The organism is Staphylococcus sp. FSL W8-1207 (genome assembly GCF_038003745.1).
Taxonomy (GTDB): domain Bacteria; phylum Bacillota; class Bacilli; order Staphylococcales; family Staphylococcaceae; genus Staphylococcus; species Staphylococcus equorum.
Window position 1 is genome coordinate 210193 of sequence record NZ_JBBOPU010000003.1, and the last position, 22510, is coordinate 232702.

24 protein-coding genes are annotated in these 22510 nt (G+C 32.6%); 9 read left to right on the forward strand and 15 right to left on the reverse strand.

All coding sequences use genetic code 11. From position 1 onward, the window contains the following. Positions 1-18: 18 nt before the first annotated feature. From NSR03_RS12845 to NSR03_RS12870, 6 genes are all read right to left on the reverse strand, one after another. Positions 19-474, reverse strand: a complete 456-nt coding sequence (locus NSR03_RS12845; RefSeq protein WP_069821137.1) for a PTS sugar transporter subunit IIA — start codon at positions 472-474, stop codon at positions 19-21. Positions 475-549: 75 nt separating this feature from the next. Beyond that, positions 550-1923: a PTS transporter subunit EIIC gene (locus NSR03_RS12850; protein ID WP_069821138.1), complete on the reverse strand. Its 1374-nt coding sequence runs from the start codon at positions 1921-1923 to the stop codon at positions 550-552. Between the two features lie 38 nt (positions 1924-1961). After that, the gene (gene rpiB / locus NSR03_RS12855; protein ID WP_069821139.1) at positions 1962-2411 is read right to left on the reverse strand and encodes a ribose 5-phosphate isomerase B; all 450 of its coding nucleotides are present in this window, start codon (positions 2409-2411) and stop codon (positions 1962-1964) included. Positions 2412-2422: 11 nt separating this feature from the next. Continuing rightward, a complete protein-coding gene (rpe, locus tag NSR03_RS12860) occupies positions 2423-3079 on the reverse strand; it encodes a ribulose-phosphate 3-epimerase (protein ID WP_069821140.1) in 657 nt (218 codons plus the stop codon). Between the two features lie 199 nt (positions 3080-3278). Then, positions 3279-4043, reverse strand: a complete 765-nt coding sequence (gene fadH / locus NSR03_RS12865; RefSeq protein ID WP_002511678.1) for a 2,4-dienoyl-CoA reductase — start codon at positions 4041-4043, stop codon at positions 3279-3281. A gap of 236 nt (positions 4044-4279) precedes the next feature. Continuing rightward, the gene (locus tag NSR03_RS12870; protein ID WP_251471057.1) at positions 4280-4468 is read right to left on the reverse strand and encodes a DUF3955 domain-containing protein; all 189 of its coding nucleotides are present in this window, start codon (positions 4466-4468) and stop codon (positions 4280-4282) included. Positions 4469-4748: 280 nt separating this feature from the next. Here NSR03_RS12870 and NSR03_RS12875 point away from each other — a divergent pair, with 280 nt between their 5' ends. Then, on the forward strand, positions 4749-5183 hold the full coding sequence (locus NSR03_RS12875; protein ID WP_256092637.1) for a helix-turn-helix domain-containing protein: 435 nt from the start codon (positions 4749-4751) through the stop codon (positions 5181-5183). Between the two features lie 346 nt (positions 5184-5529). Here NSR03_RS12875 and NSR03_RS12880 read toward each other — a convergent pair whose 3' ends face one another. Genes NSR03_RS12880 through NSR03_RS12905 form a run of 6 tightly spaced genes read right to left on the reverse strand, consistent with a single transcriptional unit; the run spans position 5530 to position 10214 of the window. Beyond that, positions 5530-6183, reverse strand: a complete 654-nt coding sequence (locus NSR03_RS12880) for a GntR family transcriptional regulator (protein WP_046465742.1) — start codon at positions 6181-6183, stop codon at positions 5530-5532. 20 nt (positions 6184-6203) lie between these two features. Next, a complete protein-coding gene (locus NSR03_RS12885) occupies positions 6204-7478 on the reverse strand; it encodes a TRAP transporter large permease (RefSeq protein ID WP_069821142.1) in 1275 nt (424 codons plus the stop codon). Further along, positions 7475-7939 carry a TRAP transporter small permease gene (locus NSR03_RS12890; RefSeq protein WP_141714499.1) on the reverse strand — a complete coding sequence of 155 codons (465 nt, stop codon included), beginning with the start codon at positions 7937-7939 and terminating at the stop codon, positions 7475-7477. Before NSR03_RS12890 ends, NSR03_RS12885 begins: the two co-directional genes overlap by 4 nt. 11 nt (positions 7940-7950) lie before the next feature. After that, positions 7951-8937 carry a DctP family TRAP transporter solute-binding subunit gene (locus NSR03_RS12895; protein WP_069821143.1) on the reverse strand — a complete coding sequence of 329 codons (987 nt, stop codon included), beginning with the start codon at positions 8935-8937 and terminating at the stop codon, positions 7951-7953. Positions 8938-8962: 25 nt separating this feature from the next. Beyond that, on the reverse strand, positions 8963-9550 hold the full coding sequence (locus NSR03_RS12900) for a nitrilase-related carbon-nitrogen hydrolase (protein WP_340719246.1): 588 nt from the start codon (positions 9548-9550) through the stop codon (positions 8963-8965). Between the two features lie 10 nt (positions 9551-9560). Continuing rightward, positions 9561-10214, reverse strand: a complete 654-nt coding sequence (locus NSR03_RS12905; RefSeq protein ID WP_069821144.1) for a DUF2848 family protein — start codon at positions 10212-10214, stop codon at positions 9561-9563. A gap of 274 nt (positions 10215-10488) precedes the next feature. Between NSR03_RS12905 and NSR03_RS12910 the strand changes: the two genes are divergently transcribed. The 7 genes from NSR03_RS12910 (at position 10489) to NSR03_RS12940 (ending at position 17391) form a co-directional block, all read left to right on the forward strand. Beyond that, the gene (locus tag NSR03_RS12910) at positions 10489-10791 is read left to right on the forward strand and encodes a PadR family transcriptional regulator (RefSeq protein ID WP_002506400.1); all 303 of its coding nucleotides are present in this window, start codon (positions 10489-10491) and stop codon (positions 10789-10791) included. A 24-nt stretch (positions 10792-10815) separates the two neighbouring features. Next, positions 10816-11970 carry a chromate efflux transporter gene (gene chrA / locus NSR03_RS12915; protein ID WP_021338970.1) on the forward strand — a complete coding sequence of 385 codons (1155 nt, stop codon included), beginning with the start codon at positions 10816-10818 and terminating at the stop codon, positions 11968-11970. A gap of 103 nt (positions 11971-12073) precedes the next feature. Then, positions 12074-13279: a glycerate kinase family protein gene (locus NSR03_RS12920; protein ID WP_002511688.1), complete on the forward strand. Its 1206-nt coding sequence runs from the start codon at positions 12074-12076 to the stop codon at positions 13277-13279. Continuing rightward, positions 13269-14672: an SLC13 family permease gene (locus tag NSR03_RS12925; RefSeq protein ID WP_040762665.1), complete on the forward strand. Its 1404-nt coding sequence runs from the start codon at positions 13269-13271 to the stop codon at positions 14670-14672. Before NSR03_RS12920 ends, NSR03_RS12925 begins: the two co-directional genes overlap by 11 nt. Before the next feature lie 12 nt (positions 14673-14684). Beyond that, positions 14685-15362 (forward strand): response regulator transcription factor, encoded by a 678-nt coding sequence (locus NSR03_RS12930; protein WP_002511690.1) that lies wholly within the window; start codon positions 14685-14687, stop codon positions 15360-15362. 5 nt (positions 15363-15367) lie between these two features. Then, positions 15368-16726 carry a sensor histidine kinase gene (locus tag NSR03_RS12935; protein WP_069821145.1) on the forward strand — a complete coding sequence of 453 codons (1359 nt, stop codon included), beginning with the start codon at positions 15368-15370 and terminating at the stop codon, positions 16724-16726. After that, the gene (locus tag NSR03_RS12940; RefSeq protein WP_046465740.1) at positions 16723-17391 is read left to right on the forward strand and encodes a PepSY domain-containing protein; all 669 of its coding nucleotides are present in this window, start codon (positions 16723-16725) and stop codon (positions 17389-17391) included. The genes NSR03_RS12935 and NSR03_RS12940 overlap by 4 nt, the downstream gene beginning before the upstream one ends. Before the next feature lie 128 nt (positions 17392-17519). On the opposite strand, the gene NSR03_RS12945 is transcribed toward NSR03_RS12940, so the two are convergent. The 3 genes from NSR03_RS12945 to NSR03_RS12955 all read right to left on the reverse strand — a co-directional run bounded on the left by NSR03_RS12945 (position 17520) and on the right by NSR03_RS12955 (position 21454). Next, a complete protein-coding gene (locus tag NSR03_RS12945; RefSeq protein ID WP_069821146.1) occupies positions 17520-19016 on the reverse strand; it encodes a DUF6056 family protein in 1497 nt (498 codons plus the stop codon). Between the two features lies 1 nt (position 19017). After that, positions 19018-19965, reverse strand: a complete 948-nt coding sequence (locus tag NSR03_RS12950) for a glycosyltransferase family 2 protein (protein WP_065367531.1) — start codon at positions 19963-19965, stop codon at positions 19018-19020. A gap of 226 nt (positions 19966-20191) precedes the next feature. Further along, positions 20192-21454, reverse strand: coding sequence for a putative glycoside hydrolase (locus NSR03_RS12955; protein ID WP_046465738.1), 1263 nt, complete (start codon positions 21452-21454; stop codon positions 20192-20194). 285 nt (positions 21455-21739) lie between these two features. Between NSR03_RS12955 and NSR03_RS12960 the strand changes: the two genes are divergently transcribed. Next, positions 21740-22348, forward strand: a complete 609-nt coding sequence (locus NSR03_RS12960) for a GNAT family N-acetyltransferase (protein WP_002511697.1) — start codon at positions 21740-21742, stop codon at positions 22346-22348. Positions 22349-22510: the final 162 nt, after the last annotated feature.

Here is a 22510-nt window from a genome sequence, read left to right on the forward strand (position 1 = left end):
CAATATTTATACGTTGAATCATTTATTTGATTTTTTTTGAGCATCAATTATACCTTTATCTTTATTTACTTTGTTATGAAGATTGATTGACTTAATGTCAAATTCATTGCTGTTTGTTACTATCACTGGTGTAACAACTTTGTAGTTAGGTTTGATTTTTTCAATATCAAAAGTTGCAATCTTATCACCTTGGTTTACATGTTGCCCTTGAGTTACCAGTGATTCAAAATGCTCACCATTTAATTCTACAGTATCTATACCAAGATGCACAAGCAACTCTATACCATTATAACTACGAATCCCATAAGCATGTTTTGTAGGGAACACTGTTACCACTTCTCCTGAAATTGGAGCATAAACTTCATTAGACTCAGGTATAATTGCCACCCCATCACCTAATAGTTTGTTAGAAAACACTCCATCTTCAATTTCTGATAATGAAATCACATCACCTTTAATAGGACTTTTAGCTATCGCCTGTTTTGAATCGCGATTGTGCTTCTTATTTTTTTCATCCTTGCTGTTTTCAAAATTTCTAGTATTATCTACTTAACTTGTATCCATGCTTGCGTCATTAAATCCTAGTAGATATGTTGCTATTGCCCCTACCACGAAACATATTGCTAAACCAATTATATAGTATACAAAGGTTGCTCCAACAAATGCGGGTAGCGTTGTAAGACCTCCAAACACAAAAGCATAAGATTTAACACCCATACCACCTATATAAGCACCACCTACAGCACCACCAATAAGCGCACCAATAAATGGTCTTTTTAATTTCATACCAACTCCGTAAATAGCTGGTTCTGTAATTCCCGCTAAGAAAATGGATAATAACGCAGATAAACTAAATGATTTCATTTTTTTATTTCTAGATTTTATCAATACTGCAAACACTGCACCTGCCATGCCAAAGTTAGCAGCAGCAGTTAATGGCACTATTTTATCAAAACCTATAGTGCTGACATTACTAATCATTATTGGATTTACTGCCCATTGCAAGCCAAACACTACAAATATATTCCAAACTCCACCAACAATAGCACCAGTGAGCCATCCATTAGATTCGCTCATCCAATTAATTGCATTCGCTATCCATTCGCCCACATAAACACCAAACGGACCAAACAAAGTAACTGTTACAGGAACAATGATAACGAACGAAATTAAAGGTACAAGAATAATTTGCATATTCTGCCATATATATTTTTCCAAAAATCTTTCAAGATAAGAATAAGCCCAAATCGCTAAAATTGCTGGAATAACAGTTGAAGAATAATTCATAAGAATCACTGGAATCCCCATAAATGATGTAGTCGTACCGTTCCCATCATCGCCAAGCAATTTTATCAAGTCTGGGTGAATCAATGATGCTCCAATTACAGCAGCGATATAAGGATTAACCTTAAACCTTTTAGCGGATGTAAACGCTAACATTATTGGTAAAAAATAAAAGATTGACATTGAAGTAGAAGAAAGTATTACATACGTTCCTGACTCCTCATCAATCCAACCTATTTGTGCTAGTAAAAGTAATATCCCTCTTAAAATACCAGCACCAGCTAATGCTGGTAAAAGTGGGGTGAATATCGCTGCAACAGTATTAAAAAATCTAGATACTAAATTGCCTTTATTTTGTTGAATATCTTCATTTGAATCTTTATCGCTAATGCTAGATTCAGTAATTTCCGTTAAAGCATTATAAACTTTGGGAACTTCTGTTCCTATAATAATTTGATATTGCCCACTTTTTGAAAAAGCTTGAATCACATCATCAGATTCATTTAAGGCGTCTTCATTTACTAAAGATTCGTCATTTAAAACAAAACGTAATCTCGTAGCACAATGTGTGACCGAGTTTATATTACGCTCTCCCCCTATGCTGGATAAAATAAATTGTGCACTTGCCTTATAATTCATAACTATCACTCCCAATTATTTATGCTAGAAATCTATTTCTAGCATAAATATTCTGTTTCTATATCATCTATCATATTAATTCTATTTTGGTGTCTTCCACCCTCAAATTCAGTGCTAACCCATTCATTCACAATCATTTTAGCTAAATCTATTCCTATAACACGTGAACCAAATGCTAAAACATTCGTGTTATTATGTTGTCTTGATAATTTCGCTGTATATGGTTCACTACAAACTACAGCTCTAATACCTTTCACTTTATTAGCAGATAATGAAATACCAACGCCAGTACCGCAAATTAATATGCCTTTATCAACCTCTCCTTTTACAATTGATTCTGCTACATTTTTACCATATTTAGGATAATCAGTTCTTTCTTCACTATCTGTTCCAAAATCAACAACTTCGTGTCCTAATTCCTCAAGATAATCCTTAACTTTATATTTAAAATCTACTGCTACATGATCGTTTCCTATACCAATTTTCATAATAATTACTCCTATTCCTTTAATTTTTTAATAATATCACTGTATGGTTCTTCTTTTCCAAAAAGAGAAGATGTCCCTAAAATGAATCCCTCAACACCTAACTTGCTTAGGCTATCTACTTTCTCAGGAGAAATTGCTCCATCAACATTTACTTCATAGTTATATTTTGATTTAAACTTCTCTGATGTAAGCTTTTCAATTTTTTCATTAATAAATTCAAGATATTTTTGACCTGCAAAACCAGGATTAACAGTCATTACTAAAACATAATCAACTATATTTAATAAAGGCTCAATCGTACTTATAGAAGTATTAGGATTTATTGCAATACCAGCTTTAATACCTTTATCTTTAATTTTTTGTATAGTTCTAGCAGGATGTAAATCTGTTTCGGGATGGAAATAAATAATATCTACACCTTTTTCAGCAAACAAATCAATATAATTATCTGGATCTTTAATCATTAAATGGACATCAACAATTAATGATGTAGATTTTCTAATTAATTCTAAATCTTGTAATCCCATACCGAAATTTGGAACAAACTGACCATCCATAAAGTCAATATGAAAACCGTCTACTTTTGCCTGTTCTAAACCAATAATTTCATTTTTTAAATTACCAAAATCTGCACACATCATTGATGGAAACATTTTTTTCTCCAACATATATACCTCCTATATATCTTTGAGTAATCGTTTACTCTTTTAAAAAAATATTCTTTGTTCCACAATATGAGTAATCGTTTACTCATACAGGGAAATAATTCACAATTAAAATATAACATACTCTTATTGGGATTTCAAATGAAAATTTTAGGCTGCTTTCACATTTAATATGTAAAAGCAGCTTAAATTTTTCTTAGTATTAAAATGCATTCTGATTGAGCCATTGTCCGCCGTCCATCGTCATGCAAGCACCATTGATATAGTCCGCATCGTCTGAGAACAAGAATTTAGCCAAACCTGCAATTTCTTCAGGTTGGCCCATTCTACCAACTGGCACACTATCTAGTGTCTGTTGACGTGCTTCTTCAGATAGACTTAATTTTCCTGCGCCACCCGTATTTTCAATTGGTCCCGGTGCAATGGCATTCACTGTAATCCCATATTTAGAACCCCATTCCACGGCAAGTGTTCTCGTCATAGCAAGGACGCCAGCTTTTGCACTTGCAGAATGAATAACACCTGGACCAGATCTCCAAGCATACGTCGCAACCATATTCAAAATTCGTCCTTTTTGACCATTTTTAATCCATTCTTTACCTACTGCTTGTGTACAATACCAAGTACCATTTAATACAATATCTACAACTGAATTCCACGCATTAATCGATAAATCTTCTGCAGGGCAAATAAAATTACCCGCTGCATTGTTCACAAGGCCATCTATCTGTCCAAATGTTTTTACAGTCTCATCTACTGTATACTGCACACGCTCTGGATCACGTACATCCATGTCTATACATAGCACCTGACCTTCATATTGTTCAATTTCCGCTTTAGCAACTTCAAGTCGTTCTAATGAGCGACCTGTTATGACTACTTTGGCACCTTCTTCAGCAAATCGTTTCGCCATTGCTTTGCCCATGCCACTACTACCGCCCGTTATCATCATCACTTTGTCCTTCATTTACATTCTCCTTTTAAAAGCTTGATTTAGTATGATTCAAATAAATTAGTAAGCGCTTACATCTTATTGTACATTAATTTTACTTTTTTAGTAAATTATCTTATTTTTGTTTTTAAAAAAAGCGAGAAAATAAACCAAAATTTGTCATTTGATTTCTTTTCACGCTCTATAAAGATTACTAGATATTTAAATTATCAACATGAGATGCTTTATTTATGCTCTAGTCTCTTAAAACGTTATTGTTTATGCTGTACAAAACGATGGTATAAATATTTTACGGCAGTTACGATCATTAATAATATCCCTAATGCCACAAATAAGAAACCAAATTCCACTAAAAACCATGGCTCACGTAAGATGCCATCTTGATCGACATGACTAGGTAAAACAATAAATAGACCTCCCATTAAAATTCCGAAAATCATGCAAAAAATACTTGAAAAAAATATTTTTTTACTCATAATCTGTATATAACCTCCTAAATTTATTAGACAATTAACTGCCTTCTTTCAAGTTTTTATTATCAAATATAGAATGTATTTATAAAAGAAAGCATCACAAGACATAGCTGTTTTGAGTGACAGTATGTCTTGCGGGAGGTGTAAAGTATTGCTAGCAATCGCATAACATCAGCTTTTACAAAGAATCTAACTATATAGAGATTGGAGGAAAGATCGTATGGATTTTTGAAATCAAATTAAATCGATTAGAAAAGAACATCAACTCACACAAGAGCAACTTTCCGAACAACTTAATGTATCGAGACAAACAGTATCAGCTTGGGAAAATAATAGATATTTACCAGATATAGAAATAATTGTGCATATCGCTAAAACGTTCCACTTGTCACTCGATGATTTAATCTTAGGCGATGACGTTATTAAAGATAAACTCGTTAATGATGGAAAAAGCATCAAACGCATACGTCTAAGTATTGTAAGTATGATTTTAATTTTGATTGGTATCACCTGTGCGATACTTTTCTTAGCCATCCCCTCTTACGTTTCACAAGACGGCATACTGCATGAGCCTTGGTTTCTCGTACCTCTTGGATTGTATGCGCTGATAGGTGGTCTCACCGTAGGACTTATCAATTTAATCTTAATATTCATGAGTCACTACAAACATTCACGTAGTTAATCATAGAGAGGGTGACACTTTATATTTAAATTAAGGCTACGTTGAAAGCTCGACGATTTAATTTTATATATTTCTATTAACTTATTTTCATAACAACATAAAAAAACGGCAAACATATTTAGTTTGCCGTTTTTCATGGTATAGACAAAGTCTTCGACTTTGTTGGCACTTTTTTGTGCATGCTTTCCGCGGGCACGGCCTCAGCCTGTAGTCTTCGGCCAGTGCCTTTCCCGCAGGAGTCAGCCCAAATTAGTACCACTTCCATAATAATATAGTATCTTCAATTATTTATTATCATTCATTGTTTAAACTTATATATAGGAAATATTTGCTATAAAAACTACAACTATTTCACTTTAAACGCAGTCATAGATTTCTCTAAATGAGATTTCATCGTGTTTACGATAGCTTCCTCATTTTTGTATGATAATGCCTTAATTATTTCATTATGTTCATCAATAACTTCTATCATTCTTCCTTGGCTTTTTAATCCTTGAGTACCAATAAGAATGGATAGGTCATGTTGCACATTATAGCTTTTTAAAAATAACTCAAACTGAATAATTTCCATTAAGTAGGTATGGAAACTTTTGTCTAATAACATAAATGTATAATAATCATCATTTTGAGCTGCTTTTATTTGTTTTTCAATAATAGCTTTTAAATCATGGATATGATCTTCATCTATTATTTGTACAATAAAAGGCACACAAGCAATCTCCAGTGATTCTCTCAATAAGAAAATTTGATCAATTTCATGGTTAGTAAATGTATTTACTTTATAACCTTTTCTTGGTTTAAAAATCATAAGTTGTTCTAACACTAATTCATTTATTGCTTCCCTAACCGGTGTACGAGAGACGTCTAGTAAATTAGACAATTCAACTTCAGTAATAAATTGATCAAGTGGTAATTCATTATTAAATAATGAACGCTTAACTTGATCATATATTTCTTGTTTTATTGAATTTCTATTAACTTTTTTTAAAGAATCATACATCCTTGAACCTCCTAGAGAATTTATTTAAATAACGAAACCGGATAAGTAATTAACCATGGTACGTACGTAATAATTATTAATATTACAAGTAAAATAGCTAATTGTGGTGTAACTGATTTGATAATTTTTTTGATGTGCACTTTACTTATAGATGATACTACAAATAAACAAACTCCTACTGGTGGCGTTATCATTCCTATTGATAGGTTCACAGCCATTACCACGCCGAAATGAATAGGATCTATATTTGTTGCCATAATTAGCGGTAAGAAGATTGGCGTAAAAATAGTAACTGCACTTATCGTATCTATAAATGTACCCGCTATTAATAATACAATATTTATTACAAGTAATAGTAAAATTGGATTATCTGCAAAAACACCTAACATAGATTGTAGTTGTTCTGGAACATTATTAAAGGAAACAAACCAAATAAATATTGCTGCACTTCCTATTAAAAATATGATACCAACGGAAGTCTTTGTACTACTAATTAATGCTTCATACAATTTTTTGAAGTTTAATTCTCTATATACAACACTACTTATTATTATCGCATATAAAACTGCAATTACACCAGATTCTGTAGCAGTAAATAATCCACTAACAATACCTCCTATAATAATTGCTGGCATCAATAACGCCAAAACTGCATCTTTAAAACCTAAGAGTATATCTTTTAATGGTGGAAAACTATCCATAGATTTATACCCTTCTTTTTTACCTACAAAGTAACTATAAATCATCAACCCAACACCCATTAAAATACCGGGTACAACTCCTCCAATAAATAAATCACTTATAGATTGGTTTGCCATAACACCAAATAAAATAAATATAATACTAGGTGGTATAATTGGTCCCACTGTCGCAGCCGAAGCAACTAATGATGCAGAAAAACCTTCATCATATCCTTCTTTTTTCATTAATGGTAACAACATGCCACCTATTGCTGCTGCAGCTATTGCTGTACCTGTTAACGCAGCAAAAAATACGCTCGAAATTATTACAACCATTGCTAAACCACCAGGCAATGGACCAATTAGTAGTTTAGAGAATTCAACAATTCTTTTAGACATACCACCTTTTGACATTATTTCTCCAGCTAATACAAATAGAGGTATAGCTAAAAGTGAGAAATTATTTATGCCAAAATACATTTTCCTCGGTATAATTTCTAAAAATTCTACACCAGTCCATCCAATTCCTATAATAGATACAGTCATTAAAGAAAACGCAATAGGCATTCTGATAATTATAAGTACAAATAACAAAATAATTAGAAATAATATCATGATTTATCACCCGGCTTCCAAGTAAAATAAATCATCAATATGAAACATATTGGCATTGGTATATACATAATCCATCTACCAATTGGCATAGAAGTCATAACTTGCCCCGCACTTATACTTAAATTCACTTGTAAAATACTATAATAAAAAATTATTAATAGTACGAAGGTGATTACACTTTTCACAAAATAATCTAGCGCTTTTTCTAACTTTTTAGGTAACTTTTCAAATAAATCAACTTGTAAATGCTCTTGCTTATACATTAATACCACTGCTCCAAATAAAATACTGTACACAAAAAACAACATTAAAAGTTCTTGCGACCAAAAAATTGAAGTTTTAAAAACAAAACGTGTAAGGAGCTGCAAGAATATAGTCAAGATCGATAAAATCATAAAAACTGTCATTAGGTGAGTAAGAATGGTTATAAATTTCTTCTCTATTATATTAAATTTATTCATATTTATCCCCCTTATTCGCTAAATTGACGAAATATGGATTTAGGTACTTGATCATTGATTTCTGACTGTACATCTTTCGTATTCTTTTTAAACTCATCCCGATTTACTTCAGTAATAACCATGCCCTCATTTTTTAGTTGTTTCTTTATTTTTTGTTCTTGGTCTGCAATATATTTACGTTGATATTTTGTTGATTCTTCAACACTTTCATTCACTATTTTCTTCTCCTGCTCAGAAAGGTTCTTATAATAATCTTGATTCATTAGTACTACTGCAGGTGTGTAAGTATGATTGGTTAAAGAAATATATTTTTGTACTTCGTATAATTTTTGAGATGCAATTGTTGGTAATGGGTTTTCTTGGCCATCTACAACGCCCTGATCTAATGCAGAATATAATTCACTAAAACTAATCGGCGTAGGTATTGCGTCTAAAGATTTTAAATGTTCATTCCATACCTTCGCAGATTGTACTCTTAGCTTTAGATTTTTCATATCTTCAGGATGCTTTATCTCTCTTTTATTATTCGTAAAATGCCTAAATCCTACTTCCCAATATCCAAGACCTTGCATATCTTTAGATTGTGCTAATTTCAATAAACCTTTTCCTGGTTTGCCATCGAGTTTAGAATACACATCTTGTTTATTTTCAAATAAATACGGTATACCAAATAAGTTCATTTCTGGTATTGTGTTTGACAAGCTACTATCAGCTGCTACAGTAGACATTTGAATTGAGCCAGTCATCGTTTGATCTACTAACTCGTCTTCATTACCCAAGCTTCCATTTCCATAGACATTAACTTTTAACTCACCTTGAGATTTCTTTTCAACTAATTCTTTGAATTTTTGGGAAGCTATATTATATTGGTGTGTATCTGAACCAGTATGTGCCAGACGTATTGTTTTTACTTCCTCATCTTTAGTTTTATCCTCACCACTTTGACAGCCGCTTAATATTAAAACTATTAATAAAGAAAATGAAAAAAATCTTTTCATAAAATGTCATCCCCTTAAAAGCTCATTAAGAATATAAATCTATTCTTCTATTTTTAAATACGGGTATACTTTCACGTATTTCATGAACGAGCTCCACATCTATTTCTGTAAAAATTGTACTTTCACTTTCTCCAGCTTCTTGAATAACGTTTCCCCTTGGATCAACAATCATAGAGTGTCCTGCATATGTCGTTTTGCCATCACTTCCAGATGAATTACAAGCTATAACATATACCGCATTCTCAATTGCTCTAGCAATATTTAAGTGCTTCCAATGATATAACCTTGAATCTGGCCATTCTGCAACGACAAAAATCACTTTAGCGCCATTTACTGCTAATTGACGTGTTGACTCAGGAAATCTTAAATCGTAACAAATAATGCCCCCCATATCTGTATCCATCAATTGAAAAGGTTGTGGTAAAAAATGTCCTCCAACCATGAACTTTGGCTCGTCTAACATTGGAACCAAATGAATCTTATCGTAATTGTAAATGAGTTCGCCATTCTCATTAAAAACAACTAACGTATTATAAACTTCATCTTGTTTTTTATTCGAAACAGACCCTGCAACTATGCTCACTTTATATTCTTTAGCTAAATTTGAAATAATTGGACGTTGATCATAGTTTTTTCACCTCATATTCTAATGTAATATATTTGTTATTAGATGGATTTATTAACTCAGCTTTAAAAGCATTCGGATATTTAAATCCACTAACCAATGGCACAGTACCACAATAAACAACAGCATTTTTTAAATTTGCGTCATCTTGATTTAAAGAAGTTATTAAATCTTTATAAGGTAAAATACTGCTTACTTTATCGTCTTGATATAATTGCCAGTCCCCATCTACGAATACGAATGACCTTAGCTCTAATTCATCCCAGTGTTCTTCTACCTCAGTAAAATCCCATATAGTGCTGGCGATTGGCTTTGCACATAATTGTTTAGACTTATGAATACTCACAGTTTCTAGTTCACGATCAGTGTGATCACTACCAAGCGTCACATAGCGCTTATCATTATCAAAGATAATAACAATTTCAGCTTCTCCACTAGATTGATCACCAATAATTGAAATAGACTTATTTTGTCTAAAAAGTAGCGGATCTAAATGATATATTTCAGGAACTGAATTAGGTTCAGGCACGCCTAGTTCTTTTAATTCAGCTATATGTTCCTTTGTCTTTTCAACATTTCTTCCTGAATATCCAATGCAATAAGCATTATCAAAAGTTAAATCTATTTCTTCATAATCTAATTTAAATTTCATATTCACACCCCTTTTTAATGTATACATTATACAGTGTACATTAATTAAGTGAATATTTACAATATTTTTATAATTTAAATCTTAAAAACATTTTCTAATTCTCACTAAATAAACTATTTTTTAATTAAGAAAAATGAGCTATAAGCAATATTACAAAATATGATAATTTCTTAAATTTTATGTAAATTCAACCTCAGACAAAAGTATAAATGTTACATTGAAATCGAAATGCGATATCGCTTTTCGATATATTAATTAGAGAGGATGAATGTATGTGGAATCAAAATTAGAAAGACGTATGTTTTTAGGGTTTATTTATATTCACATCTTGCATCATGCAAGTGAACATCCTATCTATGGTAGTTGGATGATTGAGGAACTTCAAGAACACGGTTATACAATGAGTGCTGGTACGTTGTATCCCCTCTTACATAGTATGGAAGACGAAGGATTACTTGTTAGTGAGAAAAATGTGGTTGCAGGTAAACAACGCAAGAACTATACCATCACTTCATTTGGTAAAGAAATGTTAGCCAAAAGCCAACAAAAATTAAAAGAACTTGTTGGCGAAGTATAATTTATAAATTGGGAGGTTATGCTAATGAAATATCTTGAAGTCTTTTTGGTCGCGCTAAGATTAGGTTGTACATCTTTTGGTGGTCCAACAGCACATCTCGGTTACTTCTATGATGAATACGTTAAACGTAGGAAGTGGCTCACAGAACAGCAATATACAAATTTAGTCGCGTTATGTCAGTTTTTACCTGGTCCTGCAAGTAGCCAAGTCGGTTTTGGTATCGGTATAACGAAGGCAGGTTTACTTGGTGGTGTTATTTCATTTATTGGTTTTACATTGCCTTCAGTCATTGTATTAATGCTTTGTGCGACGCTGCTCCTTGCTTACAGCAGTGATTTAGGTTGGACGCATGGCTTGAAATTGGTTGCAGTTGCCATCGTGCTTAATGCCATTATTGGCATGGGCAAGAAGCTTTTGCCTGATGTGAAAACAAAGCTTCTTGCACTATTTACCTTAGTTATGGCAGTCACAGTGATTCACCCTATGTCACAATTGGGTGCATTGATTATCGTGGCGCTTGCTGGATTAATACTCTTTAAAGAAAATGATGAAAGTAAACCATCAATAAAGATATTCAATATTCCTAAATTGGTTGGTGTTATTGCACTTACACTCTTTTTCAGTTTTTTATTAATTTTACCTATTATTAATTTCTTCACAACCAATTCATGGGTGAGTATGATTGATCATTTTTATCGCTCAGGTGCACTTGTTTTCGGTGGCGGCCATGTTGTTCTACCATTATTAGAACAAGCATTTGTCGCAACAGATATGATCAGTGCGAACGACTTTTTAACAGGGTACGCATTAACACAGGCAGTGCCGGGTCCATTATTTACCTTTGCAGCATATATCGGTACCGTTATGTCTGGCATTCCAGGTGGTATTGTCGCAACAATCGCTATTTTTTTACCTGCCTTTTTACTATTAATTGGCGTTTTACCATTTTGGGAACACGTGCAGTCGAATCGTTATGCTAAAGCAATGTTAAAAGCGGTCAGTGCTGGTGTAGTTGGTATTCTAATTGCAGCACTGTATGATCCTATTTTTACATCATCCGTCAATTCACATATGGATTTCGCATTTGCTGCCATATTATTTGTATTACTAGCATACTGTAAAGCTCCGTCATGGCTAATTGTAATTTTAGGCTTAGCACTGGGTATCATGTTTTATTAAATTTTTTAATCATTTTTTAATAATTCTTTAAGCAATTGTAAACCCCCATGCCATAGTCTAAGAGTATCAATTAATTAAGACTATATACGGGGAGATGAAGATTATGAAATTTACAGTTATTCCATCAGGTTTTAAGGAAAGTTTAAGTGCAGAAGAAGTTGGTTATGCAATTGAAAAAGGTATTAAACGTGTCAATTCAAATTATGAAGTGAATGTTATACCTATGGTTGATGGTGGCGAAGGTTTCGTAGAATCTATTATTAAAATTAGAAATGGTTATAAAATAATGACTCATGTCACTGGCCCTGTCGGACAACGCATCCAATCTTACTTTGGCGTATTTAAAGAAGGGAAAGAAACTGTAGCTGTGATTGAAATGGCTGCAATTGCAGGATTAAGACATGTCCCTAAGACACAAAGAAACCCATTATACACAACAACTTATGGCGTAGGTCAAATGATTATTAAATCACTTGATTACGGTGTAGATAGAATAATTATAGGTTGTGGCGATTCTGGTACATCTGATGGTGGCGTAGGTATGGCTCAAGCTATTGGCGTTAAATTTTATAATAAGCATGGCGAGGCAGTTTACATTGATGGTGGCGTTGATATTGATAAAATTCATGACTTAGATTTAAGCAATATAGACAACCGAGTATCAACAACACCAATTGATGTTGCTGTAAATTGGTCTAATATATTATGTGGTGATAAAGGCGTTGCACGAGTATTTGGTCCTCAAAAAGGGGCGTCACAAGAGGACGTAGAACATTTATCAAATAATTTATATCATTTAGCTGCTTTAATTAAGCAACATACAAATAAGGATTTACGTTATGCAGAAGGTACAGGGGCATCAGGTGGTCTTGGAGCCGGTCTCATCGCTTTCGCTAATGCAACATTGCATCCAAGGTTTGATTTAATTAAAAATTATATTCAAATCGAAAGCAATCTTGAATCAACGGATATTGTCATCACTGCAGAAGGTTGTATTGATTATCAAACACCGAATGGAAAAGTGCCTGCTGAAGTTGCACGTATTGCTAAAAATCACAATAAACCTGTAATAGCTTTTGCAGGAACGATTGGTAAAGGCGCAAAAATAAATTATCAAAGTGGTATTGATGCATTTTCTAGTATTATACCTGAACCAGCTACTTTAGAAAATGCAATCAACGACGCAGATAAATGGTTAGAAGGCAGTGTAGAAAGTGCGATTCGTTATATTATGATTGGTATGAACCTTTTTAAAGCAAGAGAACAACAAAAGCATAAACTGAAGGAAGTCGTTACAGATGCTAGCTAATGTTTCATTTTCACATCTATGGATTTGGATATCTTTTCTTTGTTTAAGTTTTTATATCTTTTTGGTATTAGATTTAAGTTACTTAGGCAAAGTAAGTATAATGATTTTTATTTTAGCTCTTATATTATTTATATTTTCAAATTTACCTGCAGGATTAGCTGGGATGCTATGTTTGATCGGTGCAGTGTTGCTGGGTGTTCCAGATTCAATATTATTTGAATCATTAAATCAACATATCGTTTGGTTAATGATTGGCGCATTTATCATCAGTAGTGTCATAGAAGAAAGTGGTTTATTAACAAGGCTCGTCAATTGGTTTAGCCGAAAATGCCATACTGAAAAGCGTGCAAGTTTATTCATTTTGGCAACGATTCAACTCATGACTTTCTTTATACCTTCAACTTCAAGTCGTGCAGCAGCAATGTTACCTATTTATCAAGCGATAAAAACACAGTTTCCAAAGCGTGCCACCATGTATGGTTTAATGATACCTATACTTATTTTAACTATGACGAATACGACCTTAATTGGTGCGGGAAGTCATTTAATAGGTATAGGTATTTTAGAAGGTCAAACAGATAAATCGATTTCTTATATTGATTTCGTGTTATGGGGCTTACCCTTTGGTTTACTAATTAGTTTGATTGCTGCTGTCATATTAATGTACAGTCCTATTAAACAACAACCTATGAAGGAAGTTTCAGATAAAGAACCTGTCGATATTGAAGTTGACGTTGAACAAACACCACTTTCGTCAAAGGAACGTAAAGCAATTATTTTAATTGGCATAACTATTGTACTGTGGGTTACTGAAAGTTTACATGGACTTGATATTGCTTTTGTAACAATTTTAATGGCTTTTTGCATGTTGATTCCTCAATTAGGACTCATAACTTGGAAAAAAGCTTTATCAGAAGTGTCATGGAGTTTAATATTTTTCGTAGCTAGTGCAACTGCGCTTGGAGAATTACTAATTAAATACGGTGTCGTTAAGTACATACAAGACCAAATTTTATCATTACTTAACGGATTACCAGTAATGCCTGCAATTGTATTTGTGATTATACTAAGCATCATTAGTGTAGGTTCACATTTACTCATTACAAGCCATACAACAAGAGCTGTGGTACTTGTTCCAACGGTACTTATTTTCGCAGAAACCTTTGAATTAAATCCTATGTCAGTTGTATTTATAACATTAATTGGCATAAACTATTGCTTAACATTACCAGTAAGTTCAAAAGCATTACTAATATTTTATGAGTTAGATGATCGACCATTTAATACTTCACAACTTTTAAAATTAAATATGTGGTTACTCCCTATTTATGTAGTATTTATGGTCTTAATGTATTTATTTTATTGGCAATTTATAGGTTTAAAACTAAAGTAGGTGTATTGAATAATGGAAAAGATTTTAATTGTGGAAGATGATGAAAAAATTGCACGTGTATTGCAATTAGAACTAGAGTTTGCAGAATACGATGTGACTTTAGCATATACAGGCAAGCAAGGAATACAAGCATTTCAAGATAATTCCTTTGATCTCATCTTGCTTGATGTTATGTTGCCAGAATTAAATGGTTTGGAAGTGTTAAGACGTATTAGAACGAAAGATAATTCAATAAAGGTCATCATGTTAACCGCTCGTGACGCATTAATGGATAAAGTCGGCGGCCTTGATTCTGGCGCAAATGATTATGTTACTAAGCCTTTCGAAATAGAAGAATTATTAGCTAGAATCCGTGCGCATTTAAAAATGCTACATGCTGACACAGAAGAGGATGATGATATTCTCGTACATAGACATATTTCTGTAGATACAAAGTCACGTGAAGTCTATATGGACGATACTATAGTGAGTACTACGCCAAAAGAATATGAAATGCTTGTTTATTTCCTGGAAAATAAAAATCAGGCTTTAGAGCGTGAGCAAATAATCAAACACGTATGGCAATTTGATTACCAAGGCGATACTAACGTAGTCGATGTGTATGTACGTCACTTACGTAAAAAGTTAGACAAAAACAAACCATCCATTATCGATAGTGTCCGTGGGTATGGTTATATGATTAAGGATTAATTTATATGAGATTAGGAACTAGAATCCAGTTGTATATCACCGTGATGACCGTAATTTTGATTATTTGTGTGAACATCTTTGTGTATGTTATTTTCAAACATTTTTCAATAGCTTCTGAGCTAAATCAACTTGAAGCACGTAGTATTAATATTATAGAAGAAATTAAAAAATCGGATAATAGAACAAATCAAGAAATTATGAATAACAGTTACATACTTTCTGATGGCTACATCAGCGTTATTGATAAGAACGATAAAGCCAAAGTGAATTTCACGACTAATGTGGATTATAATAATATCCAACAACCCTTTCAAAGTAAGCAATATAAAAAAACCCTTGCTTATAAAGGTCATCATTTTGCAATGATTTCCTTGCCTATCATTTGGGAACATGGTGAAGTCGTCAATTTACAGCTTTATGAAAATGTAGACTTTAAGTATGAATCCTTTCAAATTTTAAAATGGATTTTAATCGGCTCAGTTATATTATTACTAATAGTTATTTTTTACTTGAATAGAGTAATCACCAATATTATCACGCAACCGATTTTGAAATTAAGTAAGCACATCAAAGAAACACAAGAAACCAAAGATTATTTACCTGTAGAAGTACAACAAAATGATTCGTATGAATTGCAGGAATTATCTACTTCCTTTAATGACATGATGAACAAATTGAAAGAACACGACGAGAGACAACAAGCATTTATTATGAATGCGTCACATGAATTAAAAACACCAATTACAGTTATAAACTCTTATAGTCAAATGTTGCAGCGATTTGGAAAGAAAGATCAAAAAACATTAGATGAAAGTATCCATGCTATTGGTGATGAAGCTAAAAAAATGAAATATTTAACAGAACAATTATTATATTATGCTCAAATAACTAAAAATAAGACGGAAAGTAGTCTTGAATATGAAAATATAGTGGAATTAATTGAAGAAATCACACATCGCTTAAAGCATGTATATAAACAAGATATAAAAGTAGAAGTAGCTTGTGAATCTTATGAAGCTTGGCTAAATATTTCTTTATTCAAGCAATTAATACACATATTTTTAGATAATGCACACAAATATGGTGAATCACTTATTATTGTCAGAATTTCTGATAATAAAGATTCATTCAATATTGAAATTATGGATGACGGTATAGGTATTCCAGAATCTGACTTGCCTCATATTTTCACTCGCTTTTATCGTGTAGATAAAGCACGGTCACGTAGCACTGGCGGTTCAGGTTTAGGATTGTCCATTGCGCAAGAAATTGCCACACAACAAAATATAGTGATTGATGTAAAAAGCGAAGTAAATAAAGGTTCATCCTTTATTTTAACTGTGCCTAAAGGAGTCAAAAAATGAAACTGCTCGTTAAATTAATTTTAATAATGACATGTATTGGATTATCTGTCGCCCTATGTGTAATTATATTTTTAAAAGCGAATCAGCAACTTATGGCAGAGACAGATGCAAAAGCAATGGTTGAGAAACGTTACAACGGTGATATTGAATCTATCAAGCTCACTGATAATAAAAATGAATTTTTAGTAAAATTAAAATCAAGTGAAGGTATATATCACATTAAAGTAGATAGAGAAAAGAAAACAATTTCTAATATAAAACAAACAAAGGATTTAAAACCAAAGAAACCTGAACCCAAAAAGGAACAGAAAAAGGAAGATAAAAAAATCAGTGAAGCATCAGCCAAAGATATAGCAAAAGAACACGTCGGCGGTACCTTTAAATCTATTACTTTAAAAGAAGATAAAGGTATTAAATACTATTTGGTGACTCAAGATATAAGTAGTCAAAAAGGTGCTAATATCATTATCAATCATGTTACAGGTAAAGTATCCTCAGTGGCTTGGTTCAATAAAAATAATGATGCAGCATCAACTGAAACCCAACCTACACAACCACCGCCTACAAATCAAAAACAACGTATTTATTCAGGTGATGATGACGACGATGATGACAGTGATGACGACGGCGACGATTATGATGATTATGAAGATGGCGATGATTAATAAATTACTTCACAAATATTTAAATAAAAACTCCAGGGTAGTTAGTAAATTTACTATCCCGGAGCTTTTATGTGTTTCGAGTAATTTGAAAACTAGTAATAATTTATAATAATTAACGCATGATTTCATCAATCACTCTTCTTTTCTTCGCTACCAAAAGGCACATACTTAACTTTTGTATCTGCTGGTAAACCTTCATATTTATTGAATAGTGTTTGATATTTCTCGCTGGTTGGCGTTGCATGATGTAAATAATGTTCAAATGGCAGTTTCTCCATCGTATAGAAATCCTTATCTGGATGCTCTTTTACTTCTTGTTTCAAATTCGCGATTCGCGTTTCATTTTGATAGTGAATATAGCAAAAACCACTCAAATAAACAACACCAAACATAATTGCAATTCCCACAATCATATTACGCCACAACGCATGCATAACGTTGAGTTGAACAAGTAATATCAGTAAAATGATGCTATAGATTACATATACTGTATAAAAATTCCTTGGACCCAGTGGTGATACAATGACTAAAGGTGCACATACAAGTAAAGTTGAGGCTAGGAGTAAATATAATGTATAACGTACTTCCTTTTGCCCGATCACTAAATGTATTGCATAAATCATTGCACCTAAAAATATAATACAAATCACAGTATTAAGCAGATTTGCTATAGTGATTGAATGGAAATTTTGTAATTCGAATTGTTTATATATGAAAAAGTAATAAATAGGCAATATCAATAATCCACTAACGGTCAGTCCTATTTTCACCTTGGATAAGCTATGCATCACAGTACTGCGATATAGCATAACTAGCACCACAGCAATAATCATAGATAAAATCACAATTTGATTGAAAAAGACCCAATCTGGAATTGTCGTAGTTATCGTGTGGAATATTTTATCGACTAATCCTGTTTCACTCGATATATTCTGGTAACTGCTGCCTTCAAAAAATATTTTACGATAATTGGGATTTAAAAACATAATCAATGTACCAGTCACAGATAATAATAAACCAACTATAAATTTAGGATTAATTTGTCGATAAAGTAATAAGTTCAGAGCGATAGCTAACACCAAAATCATACTATTAAAGAGTGTGGTATTTTCCATAAAAAATTGCCCAATAAAGCAAATAATATAAAAGACAATATTAGTTACAGGTGTAAGTCCTCTTCGTTCGAATAAAACTGTAACAATAAACCATAAAATGAACACCACGCACAATGTTGCTGGGACATAATTATAAAAACCTGCAAACCATCCATAAGTTTGTTTGTATATCTCACTTGGTATCGTAACCATAAGTATGAAAGCTATTAAATAATATAGTGGCTGTTTCGTATTATGAGTAAAACGAACAATAATATATATCATAGCCATGCTAATCAACGCGTAAGATATCCACCTAAACCAATCCAAACGAACTGCTACAGTTTCTAAAATATTACCCAAATAACGCCCATTTAAATTCGTATATTTTTCCTGCCACATTTGTACGCCATACTGACTATACCAATCCCAATCATCATGGGTTAATGGTAAAAAGAACGCCATAAAATAGTAAAATAAAAATAGTGCTGTAAGTGTCAGATACATCTTGTCCAAATTTAGTGATTTCATATTAATTTACCTCATGTTTATTTAAATTCGTCTTATGTATAATAAATAACGGTCTCTGTTTCACTTCATAATAAATTCTACCTATATATTCGCCAATAATACCTAGAGAAGTCAGCTGCACGCCGCCTAGAAATAATACCGCAAAAATAGTAGTGAAATAACCAGGCGTAGACACACCATAACTCAGTGTATAAATTAAATTGAATGCAATATAGAGAAAGCTCATCAAACAACTGAATAATCCCAAATAAATAATAATACGTAACGGTCTATTATTAAAGGAAATCAGTCCATCTATACCATAATTTAACAATGAACTAAATGACCATTTAGACTCTCCTTCTTCACGTTGTACATTTTGATATTCAATGACTTTAGGCTCAAAACCAATCCATGCAAATAATCCTTTTGAAAATCGATTGTATTCTCCTAATTTAACAACCTCTTTAACGGCACGCTGACTCAATAACCTGAAATCTCCTATGCCATCCTCTAAGGTAACATCTACCATTTTATTAATCATTAAATAATACATTTTAGACAGATGCTTACGTAACCAACGTTCTCCAGTTCTATCCCTTTTAGCCACCACTTGATCTTCGCCATTTCTAAAATCTACAATCATTTGCGGAATCAATGAAGGCGGGTGCTGTAAATCTCCGTCTATGATTATCAACGCCTCAGCTTCCGTACTTGCTTTCAAACCTGCATACATCGCTGACTCTTTACCAAAATTACGTGAAAACGAAATATATTTCACTCTACTATCTAATTCAGATAATTGTTGAATTATTGTTAATGTTTGGTCTCTACTTCCATCATCCACGAAAAGTAATTCATATGTATAACCGTTAATATAACTATCATGTTGTATAATTTCTGTTAATTTATCATAGGTTTGTTTAATTACAAACGCTTCATTAAAGCATGGAATCAATATTCTAATCATTAAAACGGTGCACCTCTTTGAATTATATTTATATAAAATGTATTATATACAGTATTATACAATATAACAAATCAGAATGTACTATATATTTTGTACATTCTGATTTTATCGAGTCGTTATGTGTATTTTATTTTCGCTTTGGTAAACACTAAATGCCATATACTTTTATTCATCGTAATCAAAAATTGCCGACAAATTTTGATTCTTTGTCGACAATTTACTTATATTACTTTTCCTTATCTTTGCTTTCTTTTGATTCGTCCTTTAACTCTTGTTTATTTTCTTTTAATTTCTCTTTATCTGCCTCAGGTGTGTAATCTACGCCTGTTGTATAATCATTCGCAGCATTCCACAGTAAGAATTCATTTACGCCGTGATCTTTAAGCGCTCTAACTTGATCCTCAATTGCTTGACTATCATACGCTTTATAATTACCTTCACCTAAATACTGAGCAGTAAAATCTTGTAACCATGGGCGTGATTTTGGTTTGTCTTTGCCTAATGCATTTAGCACTGACGTTTCTTTATTTAAATAATTATCTATTGCTTTGTACGGTTCTTTATCTGGTGCTGCAAGACCGAAATCTCCTGGACTCCAATGCGAAGGATAAATCATAGATGAAATTGCGTCTGTATTTTCAGCTATTTTAGGGAAGCTTTGACCTATTCCAGGAGCCTCTTCTACCATTGCTGCGTAGCCAAATACATCAGCCGATACTTTAACATCATAATCTTTTAATTCTTTTCTAGCAGTACTTAAAAATTGAGTGACTGTATCAACACGCTGGTCTACATCACTTAACTTACTATCTTCGTATCCATCTTTGCTATATTGCAAGCTACCTTCCACATTTTCAAATCCTTCAGGAAAACGTACATAATCATATTGGATATCTTTAAATCCAGCTTTAGCCGCCTCTTTAGAAATATCAATATTATAATTCCATACATTTTTGTTAAATGGGTTAACGAATTTATCACCGCCATCACTTTCCCATACACTGCCATCTTCTTCTCTAAATGACCATTCTGGGTGGTCTTCAGCTAATTTTGAGTCTTTAAAAGTAACAATTCTTGCGATTGGATAAATATTCTTTTCTTCCATTTTTTTAAGTAATGGCTTTGCATCTACGATATCAATCGTATTATCATCAATCTGCTTATTACCAGTATTAAAATTGATAGTCACATTACCTGTATCATCTTTAACATCAATAACCATCGCATTTAAATCAGTCTCATCAATAAATGTTGTTAATTCTTTAAATTTTTCTCCATTTGTTGAATTTGCACTAACATAGACACCTTTCACGCCGTCTTTAGGATACGCCACGTCACTATAAGGTTTGCCATTTTCTTTATCTTTCGATTCACTTGCATGATTTTTATTATTACTTTCTTCGGAACCCTTCTGCGATGAGTCATTCGCACATCCTGTTAACACAAGCGTTCCAGCAAGTATCGTTGATAAAATTAGTTTTTCTTTCATTATTCATTTTCCCCTTAATATAAACTTAGGTATCCCTTCACGTTCGAATGCCTTGATTTTAAGTTTAGCACAATACGCTTGTATTGCAAACATCTAATTATTTATTTTATTATTAATTATTGAGATTATTTATTTTATAACAAATAAGTTGAACACTTTACATATTATCGATTATCGTAATATCAGATAGTTCTTTGTAAAATAATTTGATATTCAATTTATTTCTGTCACTTTAAGGGTAAATGTTAATATGAAATATTCATAAATCAGAAACGGAGGATTATTTTGTCACGTATAATAATTAAACCTGCCTATCCTGAATTACAAAAGGGTGGATATTTTAACTTATTAGCAATTGATGACATGGCCAAAGTCTTTTTCAATACAGAGGATGAAATTAAACTTGAACAAGGCATGCAAAATCTATGGCGACAAAATGGCAATCGATTTAGCTACAACAACACGATGATTGCTTTTGTAGATGGTCAACCCGCCGGTGCTATCTCTTGTCTTCCTTATGATATGCTTGAAAGTCAGACATTAGCCACTGTTGAACAGATAGTAAAAATACAGAAACTTCAAATTGTGCCTCAGTTCATCAATAACTTTAAAGCTATAGTCGCTTTGATTAATTTAGATGAAGGTAGTTTAGGAGAATATCATGTAAGCATGCTTGCCACACTTTCTCAATTTAGAGGTATAGGTATAGCTAAAAATCTACTTACTTATGCTGAACAACTTGCCTTACATAAAGGCTATGATATTATTTCACTGACGGTAGAAATTAATAACACTTCTGCCCAGCGCTTGTACCAAAAACAAGGTTACGATTATGTAGGTGAAATTGGTGAAGGCGATATTAAAGTATATAAAATGCGGAAATATTTAAGCTAGTAGTTACCTTATAAGAAATGAAAAACACGCACTCCTTTTAGATAAGAAGTGCGTGCTTCATTGTTGTTTTCTAGACGCCTGGCATTGTTCGGCCAGACAACCCGATGACTGACCTTTATGATGTGAGGGGGTTTTACAAGGAATGTTTCATGTAAAACATTT

Coding starts and splice junctions, on each gene's coding strand:
- NSR03_RS12880 (WP_046465742.1), bottom strand. CDS start 6,183: ATGTATGATTCTTTAAAAAAAGTTAATAGAAATTCAATAAAACAAGAA.
- NSR03_RS12930 (WP_002511690.1), top strand. CDS start 14,685: ATGGAAAAGATTTTAATTGTGGAAGATGATGAAAAAATTGCACGTGTA.
- NSR03_RS12940 (WP_046465740.1), top strand. CDS start 16,723: ATGAAACTGCTCGTTAAATTAATTTTAATAATGACATGTATTGGATTA.
- rpe (WP_069821140.1), bottom strand. CDS start 3,079: ATGTTGGAGAAAAAAATGTTTCCATCAATGATGTGTGCAGATTTTGGT.
- rpiB (WP_069821139.1), bottom strand. CDS start 2,411: ATGAAAATTGGTATAGGAAACGATCATGTAGCAGTAGATTTTAAATAT.
- NSR03_RS12925 (WP_040762665.1), top strand. CDS start 13,269: ATGCTAGCTAATGTTTCATTTTCACATCTATGGATTTGGATATCTTTT.
- NSR03_RS12955 (WP_046465738.1), bottom strand. CDS start 21,454: ATGAAAGAAAAACTAATTTTATCAACGATACTTGCTGGAACGCTTGTG.
- fadH (WP_002511678.1), bottom strand. CDS start 4,043: ATGAAGGACAAAGTGATGATGATAACGGGCGGTAGTAGTGGCATGGGC.
- NSR03_RS12870 (WP_251471057.1), bottom strand. CDS start 4,468: ATGATTTTCGGAATTTTAATGGGAGGTCTATTTATTGTTTTACCTAGT.
- NSR03_RS12885 (WP_069821142.1), bottom strand. CDS start 7,478: ATGATATTATTTCTAATTATTTTGTTATTTGTACTTATAATTATCAGA.
- NSR03_RS12935 (WP_069821145.1), top strand. CDS start 15,368: ATGAGATTAGGAACTAGAATCCAGTTGTATATCACCGTGATGACCGTA.
- NSR03_RS12905 (WP_069821144.1), bottom strand. CDS start 10,214: ATGAAATTTAAATTAGATTATGAAGAAATAGATTTAACTTTTGATAAT.
- NSR03_RS12920 (WP_002511688.1), top strand. CDS start 12,074: ATGAAATTTACAGTTATTCCATCAGGTTTTAAGGAAAGTTTAAGTGCA.
- chrA (WP_021338970.1), top strand. CDS start 10,816: ATGAAATATCTTGAAGTCTTTTTGGTCGCGCTAAGATTAGGTTGTACA.
- NSR03_RS12890 (WP_141714499.1), bottom strand. CDS start 7,939: ATGAATAAATTTAATATAATAGAGAAGAAATTTATAACCATTCTTACT.
- NSR03_RS12945 (WP_069821146.1), bottom strand. CDS start 19,016: ATGAAATCACTAAATTTGGACAAGATGTATCTGACACTTACAGCACTA.
- NSR03_RS12950 (WP_065367531.1), bottom strand. CDS start 19,965: ATGATTAGAATATTGATTCCATGCTTTAATGAAGCGTTTGTAATTAAA.
- NSR03_RS12850 (WP_069821138.1), bottom strand. CDS start 1,923: ATGAATTATAAGGCAAGTGCACAATTTATTTTATCCAGCATAGGGGGA.
- NSR03_RS12895 (WP_069821143.1), bottom strand. CDS start 8,937: ATGAAAAGATTTTTTTCATTTTCTTTATTAATAGTTTTAATATTAAGC.